The sequence below is a fragment of the Dactylosporangium sp. NPDC049525 genome, assembly GCF_040676755.1.
In the GTDB taxonomy this organism is placed as follows: domain Bacteria; phylum Actinomycetota; class Actinomycetes; order Mycobacteriales; family Micromonosporaceae; genus Dactylosporangium.
The window spans coordinates 1-12,601 of the sequence record NZ_JBFAPO010000057.1 but is presented as its reverse complement, the minus strand read 5'-3'; the positions used below and the strand labels follow the sequence as shown (position 1 = coordinate 12,601).

Genomic DNA, 12,601 nt, shown 5'->3' with positions numbered 1-12,601 from the left:
CCTCTCGGAACCACAGGCGATCATGTGCTGTAATTCAAGATGAGATTCCTGCTAAGTGCAACAGTTTAGGGTTGCACGCCCGCCTCGGCGAGCTGAGCGGACAACGCCGCGGCGCTCCTCACGACGTCACGGGCCAGGGCGGCGGCCTGCCGCTCGTCGACCCGATGCGAGAGCGCGGCGATGCTCAGTGCGCCGACGACCGTGTCGCCGGCCCCGGTCAGGGGTGCGCCGATGCCGACGATGTCCCGGTCCAGCTCTCCACGGCCGATGACGTAGCCGAGTTCCCGGATGCCGGCGAGGCGGGACCGCAGGGCCTCGGGGTCGGTCGAGGTGGCCTCGGTAAATTGGCTCAGGGGCTCTCGAAGGATCTGGTCCAGTTCGGCCAGCGGAGTCCAAGCGAGCACCGCAAGGGCCGCAGCCCCGGCGTTGACCGGCAAGACCTGACCCCGCTCGTAGGAGAGGCGGAGCGGACGGCCGCCGTCCTCACGCTCGAGGCAGACGATGGAGCGTCCCATCCGGCGGGTCAGGAGCACCGAGCAGGCGGTGCGCCGGGCGAGTTCCCGCATGACGGGCCAGGCGATGCCTGAGAAGTCCACGCTCCTGCGCGCCAGGTGTGCGATGTCGAAGATCCGGGGACCGAGCCGGAATCCGTCGTCGCCCTCCTGCAGGAAGCCGCTCGTCTTCAGGCTCAGCAGGTACCGATAGGCGCTGGACCGAGCGACGCCCAGATGCGTGGCCACGTCGGCCGCCGTGACCATCAGACGGTCGTCGCCGAACATCGACAGAATTTCCAGCGCACGGTCGGCCGTAGCGTTACGGCCGCGATAGGACGACGTAGCTCCTGGCTTTTGGGGCGCACTTCCTGACATGCAGGAAATCTAGCAGCCGATGGTGACTGCAGGGCAGTCATGACCGGCTGGCCTGCGTCAGGACACCGGTTGGTACGCCTCGCCGCCCTCGGCCAACAGCCGCTCCGCCTCGGCCCAGATCTCGTCGGGCGGCAGACCGAAGTCGATGGACTTGCGGAACGGCTGGCGCACGTCGCGCTCGATGCGCAGGTACACCTCGTTGCGGTTGCCCTCGGGGTCGAAGAAGTAGATGCCGAAGGCGTTGCCGTGGGTGACCTCCTGCTGCACCGTGATGTCGGACCTGACGAAGATGTCGTGGTACGCCCGGATGTCGTCGAGACTCTCCACTCGCCATGAGATCTGGTGCTGCTGCTTGTCGCCGATGGCCGCCGTCCGGCCCCTCTGCAGGACGAACTCGTGGTGCTCCTCGTCGGGTCGAGAGCTGAAGAAGACGATGCCGAGATCGGCGTCCTCGTCGGTGACCGTCAGACCGAGAACTCGCTCGTAGAAGTCTCGCATCGTTGGCAGGTCGTAGACCCACAGTCCAGTGTGACCAAGTTTCATGATGGGCATGCGCTTGCTCCAAGACTCGATTAACAGGATTGTCGTCCTGCATTGCGAGTTATGGTATCGCGGCCTACGCTGGCAAGGAACAGGAAAATAGACCTGCATTTCAGGACGACAAGCGGCGATTCGGTCGACGTGCCGGACGGGCGCCACCGGTCTCCGCGTCAGGAGGAACCGTGACTCTGCATCGCCTCAGTTCCATCACGCTCGGCGTGCCACGGCTGGCCGAGACCATGGACTACTACCGCGAGTTCGGTCTTCGCGACGACGGCGACGGCTGGTTCGCCAGCCGCGAAGGCGGGCGCCAGCTCAAACTCTCCCCAGCCCCGTTCCGCAGGCTCGTCGAGATGAGGATCGGTGTGGACGACCACGACGACCTGGACCGGGCTGAGGCCGGACTGCGCCGACTCGGCCTGACCTCAGTTCGCGGCGACGGCAGTCTCACGGCGACCGAGCGGGTGACTGGCGTACGGGCGGTCCTGCAGGTGGAGCCTCATCTCGATCAGCCGGTGTGCGCGGCCACGCCGTACAACGGGCCGGGACGCTACGAGCGGCCGGGCAGCCGCGCTCCGGGCGTGCTCCGGATGGGCCCGGTGAAACCACGCAAACTCGGGCACGTCGTTCTGGGCAGCACGGAACACGAAACGACCCTGGCGTTCTTCCGCGACGGCCTCGGATTCAAGGCCAGCGACTACGTCAAGGACGCCGCCGCGTTCCTGCGCTGCTCCACCGACCACCACAACGTTCTGATCATGAAGTCGCCGGTCGTGTTCCCGCACCATTCATCGTGGCAGGTCGATGACATCGACGAGATCGGACGAGGTGCGACCGCGATGCTCGAGGGCCGGCCAGAGCGGCACGTGTGGGGTCTCGGCCGTCATCACGCGGGCTCGAACTTCTTCTGGTACCTGCGCGATCCCGCCGGAACATTCAGCGAGTACTACTCCGACATGGACTACATCCCGGACGCGCAGCTCTGGCACCCGGAGACGTTCGAGGGCGCGCGCGGCCTGTTCAACTGGGGTCCGCCGCCACCACCGTCGTTCCTTCACCCAGAGGATCTCGCGGCGTACATGACCGGCGCGCACAGCGCCTGACGCCATGAATCGAGCCGCCGGCGCCGACCACGGCACCGGCGGCTCGATTCATCACGCCTCGGCGACGATGCGGTGCCTGAGTTCGCCGATACCCTCGATGCGGCTCATGAGCTCGTTTCCGGGACGCAGGAACCTGGGTGGGCGACGGCCCAGGCCGACTCCGGACGGGGTTCCGGTGAAGATGACGTCACCGGGCAGCAGCACCAAGCCGGCCGACAGTCGGCTGACGAGTTCGGGCACCGAGAAGATCAGATCCCGGGTCCGGCCCAACTGCACCTGCTCCCCGTCGACCGCGCAGCTCAGCTCGAGGTCGTTCGGATCCTTGAACTCGTCGAGGGTGACCAGCCAGGGCCCGATCGGGCCGAAGCCGGGGAACGACTTGCCCAGGCTGAACTGGGGTGGCACCGCGGCCATCTGGAGGCGGCGTTCGGAGATGTCCTGGCCCACGGCATACCCGGCAACGTACGACAGCGCCTTGTCGACGTCGACCCGATGAGCTCGCCGGCCGACGACGACGACGAGTTCGACCTCCCAGTCGGTGTCGCCGCCCGGCGGCAGAACGATTTCCCCGTACGGGCCGGCGATGCAGCTCGGGAACTTGGTGAATACCGGTGGCTCGGCTGCCGGCGCGGCGAAACCCGCCTCGGTGGCGTGCTCACGATAGTTCAGGCCGATGGCCAGGACCTGGCGTGGTGCCGGAACCGGCGACTGCAGCCAGCTGGCGTCGTATTCGACACCGTAAGGAAGCGTGGCCTCGTGCGCCCAGTCAACGAACTCGTCCCAGCGCTCGTAGACTGCCTGAGCGTTCGACCCGAACCTTCTATCACTGGCCTGGCTGACGTCGACCGCTCTGCTGCCGACGATCAAGGTGAGACGACCTGCCAGATTAGCGACTCGCACGACCGTTCCTTCCGTCCTGGATACGCTGATGGCTGCCGATTTCCTGCAGCTGGTTCCTGTCGGTCACGCGGCCGCTCTCCGGTCTTCCCGGGCCGTCGGGCGGCCGGGGCCAAGCTGCATGGCGAGCTCCCCGAGCACACCGTCGAGCCGTTCAATGGTGGTCGCCGCGTACACGTAGAAGTCCGGCCGAACGACGACGACCTCCGCGCCGAGCTCGGCGAACCAGGCGCTGTAGCGCCCGTCGACGTCGATCAGGTCCGGGGACTCGCAGCCGAGGCCCAGCAGCCGCATCTCGAGTGCGTCGACAAGCTCGGCGGCCGGATCGGACAGGCTTGCTCGGATGGCCTGAGAGTCGGCGGTGGTCAGGATCCGCCAGCCATAGCCGGCCACGTCGTCGAAGAGCGTTTTCACCCCGTTGACCAGAACCTCGGACTGGATCGACAGCAGGCCCGCGTTCTCGTCGCCGGCGGCGAAGACTCCCGCACCCAGGCGGGGCGGATCGGGTGCGGGCGGGGCGATCGACGGGTCGTTCAACGCCGCGATCATCCGGGTATCGCGCTCCTCGGCCTGCACCGCGTCCGGCACGCAGATGACCTGACCCAGGGAGATGGACATGTCGATGAAGTAGCGGACATGCGGAGTCCGCTCCGTGCCGTAGGTGTCGAGCAGGGCGTCGTCGGCCTGACCACGCAGCAGCAGGTCGAGCTTCCAATCCAGGCTGAAGACGTCACGCAGCCCTGCGCACATGCCCTGCCCGGCGAACGGTGGCATCAGATGGGCCGCGTCCCCCGCGATCAGGACGCGGCCCTTGCGCCAGCGATCGGCCCAGTGCGACTGAAATCGGTAGACCGTGTGACGTTCCAGCTGCGCGTTGTCCGGAGTGACGCCCCAGGGACGGAGCAGTTCCCAGGCGGTGTCGGCCTTGTTGAGCTCGTTGATGTCCTCGCCGGGGAGCGCCATGAACTCCCAGCGCCGGCGCCCCGGGCCACCGGGCACGATCGTCGTCGGCCGACGCGGATCGCACAGCTGCCAGGCTGGCGGGTCGAAGGTCAACGGATGATCCGGGATCATGTCCAGGATAAGCCAGTCGAAGAAGAACCCCAGGTCGGTGACCGGCAGTCCGAGGAGGTTACGGATAGTACTGTTCGCGCCGTCGCAACCGACCAGATAGCGGGCGCGGATCAAGTCGGGGGACGGATCGGTCGTGCGGAGAGGGGCCACCGTCAGCGTCACCCCGGACACGTCCTGTCCGACGGCTATCGCGCTCAGCCCGCGCCGTACCTCGACCGTGGGCAGGCGGCGTACCCGGGCGTCCAGTGCGCGCTCAAGGTCGGGTTGGGCGAAGAAGTTCGAGGTGTGCCACCAGGAGGGCCCGACGCCCCGCCAGTCGACTCGGAGCAGGGTTTGGCCCGCGGCGTTGCGCCACTCGTACCAGTTGTCGTAGGGCTCGATGATCGGTTCCTCGTCGGGTCGGATGCCGATCCGCTGCAGGATCCGGGCGACCTCGTGATCGAGGTGGACGGCTCGCGGCAGCGCGTAAATGTCCGTGTACCGCTCGACGACCACGACCCGGTGCCCACGGCTGCCCAGGAGAATCGCTAACAGCTGTCCGACCGGGCCGTAGCCGACGATCGCGACGTCGTGACTGTAATTCATGGTTGTGTGCCTTCGACTCGGGGCTGTCCCAGGAATTTGCGCATCGCTTCGGCGGCCGTGCGGATGTCCTTCGGGCCGAATACCGCGGCGATGTACCGGTCCGGCTTGACGAGGACGAACTGGCCCTGAGCACTGCCGAGCGCCTCCTGCAGACGGCCGTCGGCGTCGGCGACCGCCTGACGGCCCTCGGCGGGTCGCGGCAACCGGTCGCCGAGCCGTACGTCGATCCGTCCGCGCAGCCAGGCGGCGTTATCCCAGGGTTCGGCGTCGATGAGACGCCACCAGGCATCGCTCACATCGATGCCGAGAATGCTCAGTCCGTCGCCGAGGACCTCGTCGAGCGGACGCAGGTGGAGTCGGGGTGCGACGAGCACGCACGGCTGAGGAAGCTGGGTGCCGGTCAGTGGATGGTTGCCGAACACGAGCCCGGCGCTGTGCCTGGCAGCGGGCCGGAAGCGCATCTCGGCGAGGTAGCGGCGGCCCGGCCGTGTCGCGAGCGTCGCGCGGACGGCGAGGTCGCGAATGAACGCGCGTAGCCGGCTCGTCGTCATGACGACCGCGCCGAGCTGCTGTGAGAAGCCGACCATCGCCTTGGCGTTCGGTGCGCGTTCCGCCTCGTAGGTGTCCAGGAGGTCGTCGGTTGCGCGCCGGTGCCAGACCTCGCCGATCTTCCAGGCCAGGTTCGCGGCGTCGCGGATACCCGAGTTGAGCCCCTGACCGGCGAACGGGGGCATCATGTGCGCGGCGTCGCCCAGCAGCAGGCAGCGCCCCTTTCTCCAGCTGACGGCGACGACGGCGTTGAAGGTGTAGGTGACACACCGTTCCACCTGTTCGCGTGCCAACGGCCGGTACGGGGCAATGAGCTTGCTGACCAGCTCGAACGACGGTTGGTCGCCCTTGACCGCCTCGCCGTCATACAGCCGGAACTCGTACCGACAGCGTCCGTCGCGCCCCGGCACGATGACCGTGGGGCGCTCAGGGGTGCCGCGGTGCATGCCGTAGCGCTCGTCGTGCGGATCCTCGATGGTGTCGACCACGAGCCAAAGATCGTTGTGACTGACGCCGTTCATGGCGATGCCGCACAGTTCCCGGACGGTGGACCGCCCGCCGTCGCAGCCGAGCACCCACGCGGCAGGGAGGAATTCACGGCTCGGTCCCTCGGATCCCGCCGGCCGCAGCCCCACCTCGATCGTGTCGCCGTGGTCGAGCACCTCGACCAGCTCGGTGGCGAAGCGGACGTGTGCTTGCGGCCGTGACTTGAGAGCGTCCAACAGGACGCGCTCAAGCTCGGGCTGGGCGAACTGGTTCTTGAACGGGTAGCCGAGCCTGTTCTGCCGCGGCCCGCGGGCGTGGAAAAGAGGGCGGCCATGGCGGTCGTAGTATCGGGTCCCCGTTCCTGGAACGACCGTCGCCAGTACTGCCTCGGCCAGGTCGGCCGCCTCCAGCGTGCGAAGCGATTCGTCGTCCAGGCTGATCGCCTTCGCCTCGTCGCTGGTGCTCGCGTTGCGCTCCACCAGCACCACTGGGACGTCTCGCGCCGCCAGGAGATTGGCGACGGTGAGGCCAACTGGGCCGCCGCCCACGATGGCGATCGGAGGCCGGGCGGTGCTCACGGGTTCACGACCGCCATCCAGATGGGGTCAACGCGGTTCTGCACCGCGGCGACGGCCTCGGGCGCCTGGGCAAGCGGGAACCGGTGGGTGATCAGGTCCTCGACGTCGAGCGCCCCGCTGCCGAGCAGGTTCAGCACTTCCAGCGCGTCGTTGCGGGTGCAGGCACGGGTGCCGATGATGCGCCAGCAGTTCACCATCACCGCGATCATCGGAAGAGCCAGTGGCACCCGGTTGGCGCCCATGTGCACCAGCGACCCACCGGTGGTCAGCGCGGCCGCCGCCTGGCTGGTGGCGGCACCATCGGGGATGAAGTCGAGGACGGCGTCAGCGCCGTCCGGCGCGAACCGGCGAAGCCCTCGAGTCAGCCCCTGGGCGGCCGGCCAGTCGTCGTGCAGCTCCTCCAGGGCGATGGTCTCGGTGGGGGTGTGTCCCGCCAGACCCTTGACGGCCTCGAGACGTTCCGCGCTGCGACCGACCAGGATAAGGCGGGAGACGCCGAAGAATGGGGCGAGCTTCACGGCGGAAGTGCCCATGGTGCCGGTCGCCGCGGTGATCACGACGGTGGAGGCGGGCGGGAGAGCGGCGCATTTGAACGCCCGGACGGCATTCGCGAGGTCGTGCACCTTCGCCGCGACGTCGAGGGTGACTCCGTCGGGTACCGGATCGATGAGCCAGTGTGGAACCCGCACGTATTCGGCGAGCCCGCCGTCGTGATAGGCGGCGTATAGCGGCATGTCCACGACACCGAAGGCCGCGTGTCCGATCATGGCCTGCTGGGGACACATCATGTCCCGGTCGCTGCGGCAGTAGGCGCAGTCGCGACAGTTCAGGTTGGGATGGACGCGCACGCGCTGCCCGATGCTCCAGGCCGGTACGTCCGTGCCGATCGCTGCGATGACGCCGGCCGCCTCGTGCCCCAGTGTCGTGGGCAGGTGACGGAAGGCGCCCTGGGCAAGCAGCGCCATCATGCCTGGCGCCATCCCGGCCGCGGACACCTTGACGACGACGTCCAGGGGCCCGGGCTCCGGCATGGAGATCTTCGTGAGCTTCGGCGCGGTGGATCCCTGGTCGGCGCGCAGGGCCAGCATCTCGGTCATGCCTTTGTCCCTTCGACGGCGGCGAGCCGCTGCGGCGAGTACGGATCGGCGGTTCTGGTGGTCTGAGCGATCTGCGGCAGTTCGTGGTTGGCGAACAGGCTGATGTGCTCGCTCTCGGCCGGCGCAGCGCTCGCGTGGGCGACACCGAGGGGAATGCGGATGAAGTCGCCGGGGCCGAGCTCGACGATGCCACGCTGAGAGATGAGGGTGCGGTGGCCGCTGACCTGGTACTGGATCTCGTCGGCGTCGAGCGTGCGACGATAGATCCGCGGGCTCGAGACGGTCTGCCGTACAACGCCGAGCCGGAAAGAGTCCGAGCGATACAGCCAGGACACTTCGACGCCGGGCTTCGCCCGCAATACCTGCAGACGCGCTGTCTCCGACTTCACCTGCTCGAGCAGGAGCTTCTCGTCGATCGGCGACACGGTGATGTCATGCCCGGGCGTGCCGAGACACTGGGTCACGGCCTCGTTCAGCGCTCCCGGCTGCCAGCCCAGGAACGGCGGCATCACGGGCTCGGACGTGCGAACCGCGGGGGCGGTTTCGCCAACGGGTGCCGGCGTGTAGAAGAGCAAGTGGCTCTCCTTGCGGCCCCAGTTGTCGTGTGCGACACCCCGGGGCAGGCGCGAGAACTCGCCGCGGCGGTGCTCGACCACGCCCAGTTCGGTCATGAGCGTTCGCTCACCGTCGATCTGGTAAGAGATCTCGTCGACATCGCAGTTGCGGTGGTAGAACGGCTGCCGATTGTCCATCGTCTGCCACTCGACGCGGACGTGCGCGCTCTCATAGACGCCGCGCGGCGGAGCGAAGGGCTGGGCCTCGTACTGCTGGGGAAAGTGCACCACTGTGAGCGGAGGGTGATCGCGCCACAGCTTGATGGGCATCGGATTGGGGTGTGGCGGCGACAGGAGCTGCGCCTCATCGCGTGTGAGGATGCGAAGCGGCTCGTCATCGCCGAAGAGGGCGAGGACTTCCTGGACAGTTCCCATGCAGGTATCTCCTTCGTTCGGCGAGGTGGCGGGGGGCCGACGAACGTCAGACCACGGTCGGCAGAAGACGGTCGAGGAACGAGTAGGTGCGTTCCCAGGCGAGACGGGCCGGTCCGGAGCGGTACATGGAGGGCCGGGCGTCACAGGCGAACGCATGCCCCGCCGCGTCGTACAGGTAGCTTTCGTAGGCGATCCCCGACTTCGCGAGGGCGGCGTCGATCGCCTCCACCTGGGCCGGCGGGATCGTGGGATCCTCGCTGCCGACGTGCAGCATGAGCGGTGCGTCGAGGTCGGCGACGCGATCCAGCACGGCGTGCGGGCCGGCCGCGATGCCGGGCCCGTAGAACACGACCGTTGCCGCAAGGCCCTTCACGGCCGTGGCTGCCGTAAAAGCGGCCCGGCCGCCGAAGCAGAACCCGACGACTGCCGTACGCGCCGGGGGGATGTCCTCGGCACGCGCCAGGTGGTCCAGGACGGCCTGGACGTCCTCGACGATCGCATCCGGGCCGAGCGCGCCGATCAGCGCCATGGCCTCGCCGTGCTGGTCGTAGGCGAGCGTCCCCGTCCCGGTGCGGTGGAAGAGGTCCGGGGCGAAGGCGAGGTACCCGTGGTCGGCGAAACGGCGGGCGACGTCCTGGATGTGGTCATTGACGCCGAACGCCTCCTGGAGGACCACGACGGCGCGTCCTTCTGCACCCTGCCGCCGGCCGGGAGCCGGGCGAGCACAGTAGATCCACATCTCGCCGGAGGCGGTCGAGACGTTGATCCGCTCGGACTCTACGGGAATCGGTGTTTGCTGGTCGCTCATCATCAGATCCTTCGACGGCGGTCGCGGGGCACCATCACCGCGATTCATTTAGCAGGACCGTAATCCCTAATATCGCAACACGCAATGCGTGGCGGTCAGGAGGTCGCGGCAGTCTTGCGCAACAGGTACAACCAGCCTGCGGTCAGCTGACCGTCCGGCCAGCACTGGGCGCGCTTGGCCATCGCTTCCGCGGCGTCGGACCAGATCCGGGGTCCCCCCGCCGACGAGGCGGCGAGCTGTATCGCACACGCGCGCTCCAACAGGATGGCGCGCATCACCGCGACGGGAACCGTGGCGCCGGCAGTGACGAGCCCGTGCTTTGGCATCAGCGCGGCCGGCGCCGAGCCGAGCGCACGTGCGAGAGCGATACCGAGGACCGGGTCGCTGACCAGCGACCCGGTCTCCGCAAACCGGGGCACGTCGTCGCCACCGAACAGCGTCGCTTCATGGGAGATGGGGAGCAGCGGGACGCCGAGCGCGCCGAAGGCGACTGCGGCCACCGCATGGGTATGCACCGTGCACCGTACGGTGGGGTTGGTCCGCATGATCTCGAGATGGATGTGGCACTCCTTGTGCGGCGCACCCTCACCCAGGAGCACCTCGGCCTCGAAGGTGACCAGCTGAAGGCGCTCGACGGTCACCTCCTCGAGGCCCCACCCGGGCGCCTTGATCCAGACGCCCCGCCCCAAGGGATCTCGGACGCCGACATGACCCCAGATCATGTCGGTCTGGCCGGATGTCGCGAGGACGCGCGACGCCTGACAGGTCAGGATCCGTGCCTGTTCCACCGCTTTCTGGGCGCCAAACCCCGGACCGATTGACTCGTCCATCAACACTCCCCTTTCGCCGATGATCCTTTATACAGGAGTGCAGTCCTGATTTGCAGGACGGAATTCGCCCGGGCCGCGACCGATGGTTCAGGATCAGCGCGCCGGATCGAGTTCGGGTATCGCCGTCGGCGCGGGCACAGGCTTGTCGGCGCGAGCGCCGCGCACCGCGCCGACGATGCAGAGCACGCAGCCCGCGGCGAGCCACAGGAGTAGGACGGCAGCATGGGGCCAAGCGCCGTGACCGTCGAAGAACGCAGTCGAGCGCAGGAGCCAGCCTGAGGCGCTGGGCGGGAGCAGTTGGCCGACGTTGCCTAACCAGCCGGGGAGCATCTCGGGTGCGCTGGACGTGCCGGCCAGAGGGTTGCCGACCAGCATCATCAGGGCGGCGCCGATCGCGAAGCCCGTCGAGCCGATCACGGACTGCAGTCCGAGGATAAACAGCGAGGTCGCGGCGATGGACAGTCCGATCGCGCCCGAGTTGGCCCAGTAGTCGCCGCCGAGCGAGCCGAACCAGAACTGCAGGATCGCGCCCAGGGCCAACGCTCCGGTGACGGCGAACCCGACCGCGCCGACCACCCGCTGCAGAAGACCCCGGACCATCCTCGCCAGCAGGAAGGCGGCGAGGATGCCGCCGATGACCAGCGGCAACGAACCGGCCGCGAGCCCCGCGCCACGGGGGTCGTCGGCTGGCAGCGGCGCAACGTCGAGCAGGGCCAGGTGGGCTGCCCCCGCCGAACCGGACGCCTGGAGCAGTCCCGAGGCGGAAGCCTGCAACGCCTGCCCGACGACGGCACTGGCGCCCGATGCCACAATGACCCGCGGCGTGCCGGTCGTGACGTCAATCGCGCCGTAGGCCTGCCGGTCGCGGACCGCCGTCTCGGCCGCCGCAGTGCTCTCGACGCGCGTGACAACGTAGGCGCCCGGCTGGTGCTGCTCGAGCGCGGAGACGACGCGCTCGACCGCGTCCGGCTGCCCGGCCACGACGATCGGGACGTCGTGCAGCGAGGCTCGCACCGACGGCCAGGCGAAGGCGACGAGCAGAACGCCGATCATCGCCGTAAGCAGAGCAATGGTCGCGGCCACCTTCGACCACGGTGGCCGGTCCGCCTCGGCGGGGCGGCGGGAAGCGGGAGCGTCGGCACTCATCATCGACCTCCGGTAAGAGAGCGGTCATTCGCTTTTTTTTGGACGCTAGGTCGCTGCTCATCTGCTTGTCAAGAATGAGCGTTCGCTTTAGAGTCCGAATGTGCCACGAGTCACCGCCGAGTACCGCGCTAGCCGCCGAGCCGAGCTCATCGCCGCCGCCACGAGCCTCTTCGCGCGCGAGGGCTTCCATTCCACGTCGATGGCCGACATCACTAGCGAGTCGGGCTGGTCTTCCGGCGCCGTCTATCGCTACTTCCGGAGCAAGGAGGAGCTGATCGGCGCCGTCGCCGACACCGTTCTCTCCGGCGCGGACGAGGTCTTCACGCGCCTGCTCGCTGATGGGGCCGCGCCATCGCCAGCGCGCACTGTCACCGCGATGGTGAACGGCATCGTCGACCAGAAGCTCCGTGCCCTGTCGCCTGGGCTCGATCCGACCCGCCTGGCCGTGCAGGTGTGGAGCGAGGCGCTGAGGAATCCCGAGCTGTCCGAACGGACCGATCAGGCCTACCGGCGCCTTCGCGCGCACTGCGCCGAGGTCGCGCGGCGCTGGCAGGCGGCCGGCCGGTTGCCAGCCAACGCTCAGCCGGAGCACGTCGGAGCGGTGATGCTCGGGGTCGTGCAGGGCTTTCTCCTACAGCATCTCCTCGTCCGTGACACCACAACTGCCGGGTACCTCGGAGGAGTTGACGCACTGTTTCCCTCCGACACACCGGCCTCAGTAGCGCATTTGCTGAACGGCAGCACCACCGGGCACTGATCTGCGAAGGTCGCCCCCGCCGCGCCACTCACGAAATCGTCAGCCCTGCCGCCTGCTCATCAACCTGAACACCAACCTGGCTATGTACGACGCGAAGCGACGAGTTCCCGGGTCCGCGTACTCGTGCTACGCCGAAGGGGTGACCGACGAGGCCGCCGACTCGCCCGAGCCGCAGGTCGTGGGGGGGGGGGGGGGCGGGCCCCGCGCGCCCCGCCCTCGCCCGGTCCGCCGAGCCCCCGGGCGCCGCGGGGCGGGCGGGGAGGGGGGACGGCGGGCCCGAGCCGGGGCGCCCG

The 12,601-nt window shown here is 68.3% G+C and carries 12 protein-coding genes; 2 read left to right on the top strand and 10 right to left on the bottom strand.

Features of this window, described 5'->3' with window-relative positions:
- Positions 1 to 65 precede the first annotated feature (65 nt).
- Together AB0K00_RS46080 and AB0K00_RS46075 are read right to left on the bottom strand one after the other, a co-directional pair.
- Positions 66 to 869 (bottom strand): IclR family transcriptional regulator, encoded by an 804-nt coding sequence (locus AB0K00_RS46080; protein ID WP_363535564.1) that lies wholly within the window; start codon positions 867 to 869, stop codon positions 66 to 68.
- Positions 870 to 926: 57 nt separating this feature from the next.
- Positions 927 to 1,412, bottom strand: a complete 486-nt coding sequence (locus tag AB0K00_RS46075; RefSeq protein WP_363535561.1) for a VOC family protein — start codon at positions 1,410 to 1,412, stop codon at positions 927 to 929.
- Positions 1,413 to 1,450: 38 nt separating this feature from the next.
- Here AB0K00_RS46075 and AB0K00_RS46070 point away from each other — a divergent pair, with 38 nt between their 5' ends.
- Complete coding sequence (locus tag AB0K00_RS46070; protein WP_363535558.1) at positions 1,451 to 2,512, top strand: VOC family protein; 1,062 nt, start codon at positions 1,451 to 1,453, stop codon at positions 2,510 to 2,512.
- Between the two features lie 51 nt (positions 2,513 to 2,563).
- Here the strand turns inward: AB0K00_RS46070 and AB0K00_RS46065 are convergent, their stop codons facing one another.
- From AB0K00_RS46065 to AB0K00_RS46030, 8 genes are all read right to left on the bottom strand, one after another.
- Positions 2,564 to 3,379: a fumarylacetoacetate hydrolase family protein gene (locus tag AB0K00_RS46065; RefSeq protein ID WP_363535555.1), complete on the bottom strand. Its 816-nt coding sequence runs from the start codon at positions 3,377 to 3,379 to the stop codon at positions 2,564 to 2,566.
- Positions 3,380 to 3,475: 96 nt separating this feature from the next.
- Complete coding sequence (locus AB0K00_RS46060) at positions 3,476 to 5,068, bottom strand: bifunctional 3-(3-hydroxy-phenyl)propionate/3-hydroxycinnamic acid hydroxylase (protein WP_363535552.1); 1,593 nt, start codon at positions 5,066 to 5,068, stop codon at positions 3,476 to 3,478.
- The gene (locus AB0K00_RS46055) at positions 5,065 to 6,681 is read right to left on the bottom strand and encodes an FAD-dependent monooxygenase (RefSeq protein WP_363535549.1); all 1,617 of its coding nucleotides are present in this window, start codon (positions 6,679 to 6,681) and stop codon (positions 5,065 to 5,067) included. Before AB0K00_RS46055 ends, AB0K00_RS46060 begins: the two co-directional genes overlap by 4 nt.
- The gene (locus tag AB0K00_RS46050; RefSeq protein ID WP_363535546.1) at positions 6,678 to 7,778 is read right to left on the bottom strand and encodes an alcohol dehydrogenase catalytic domain-containing protein; all 1,101 of its coding nucleotides are present in this window, start codon (positions 7,776 to 7,778) and stop codon (positions 6,678 to 6,680) included. Before AB0K00_RS46050 ends, AB0K00_RS46055 begins: the two co-directional genes overlap by 4 nt.
- Entirely contained in the window at positions 7,775 to 8,767 is a 993-nt protein-coding gene (locus AB0K00_RS46045) for a hypothetical protein (RefSeq protein ID WP_363535543.1), read from the bottom strand. The genes AB0K00_RS46050 and AB0K00_RS46045 overlap by 4 nt, the downstream gene beginning before the upstream one ends.
- A gap of 46 nt (positions 8,768 to 8,813) precedes the next feature.
- Complete coding sequence (locus AB0K00_RS46040) at positions 8,814 to 9,575, bottom strand: dienelactone hydrolase family protein (RefSeq protein WP_363535540.1); 762 nt, start codon at positions 9,573 to 9,575, stop codon at positions 8,814 to 8,816.
- A 95-nt stretch (positions 9,576 to 9,670) separates the two neighbouring features.
- The gene (locus AB0K00_RS46035) at positions 9,671 to 10,405 is read right to left on the bottom strand and encodes a class II aldolase/adducin family protein (RefSeq protein WP_363535536.1); all 735 of its coding nucleotides are present in this window, start codon (positions 10,403 to 10,405) and stop codon (positions 9,671 to 9,673) included.
- 93 nt (positions 10,406 to 10,498) lie between these two features.
- Entirely contained in the window at positions 10,499 to 11,488 is a 990-nt protein-coding gene (locus AB0K00_RS46030) for a hypothetical protein (protein WP_363535533.1), read from the bottom strand.
- A gap of 163 nt (positions 11,489 to 11,651) precedes the next feature.
- Here AB0K00_RS46030 and AB0K00_RS46025 point away from each other — a divergent pair, with 163 nt between their 5' ends.
- A complete protein-coding gene (locus AB0K00_RS46025) occupies positions 11,652 to 12,308 on the top strand; it encodes a TetR/AcrR family transcriptional regulator (RefSeq protein WP_363535530.1) in 657 nt (218 codons plus the stop codon).
- Positions 12,309 to 12,601: the final 293 nt, after the last annotated feature.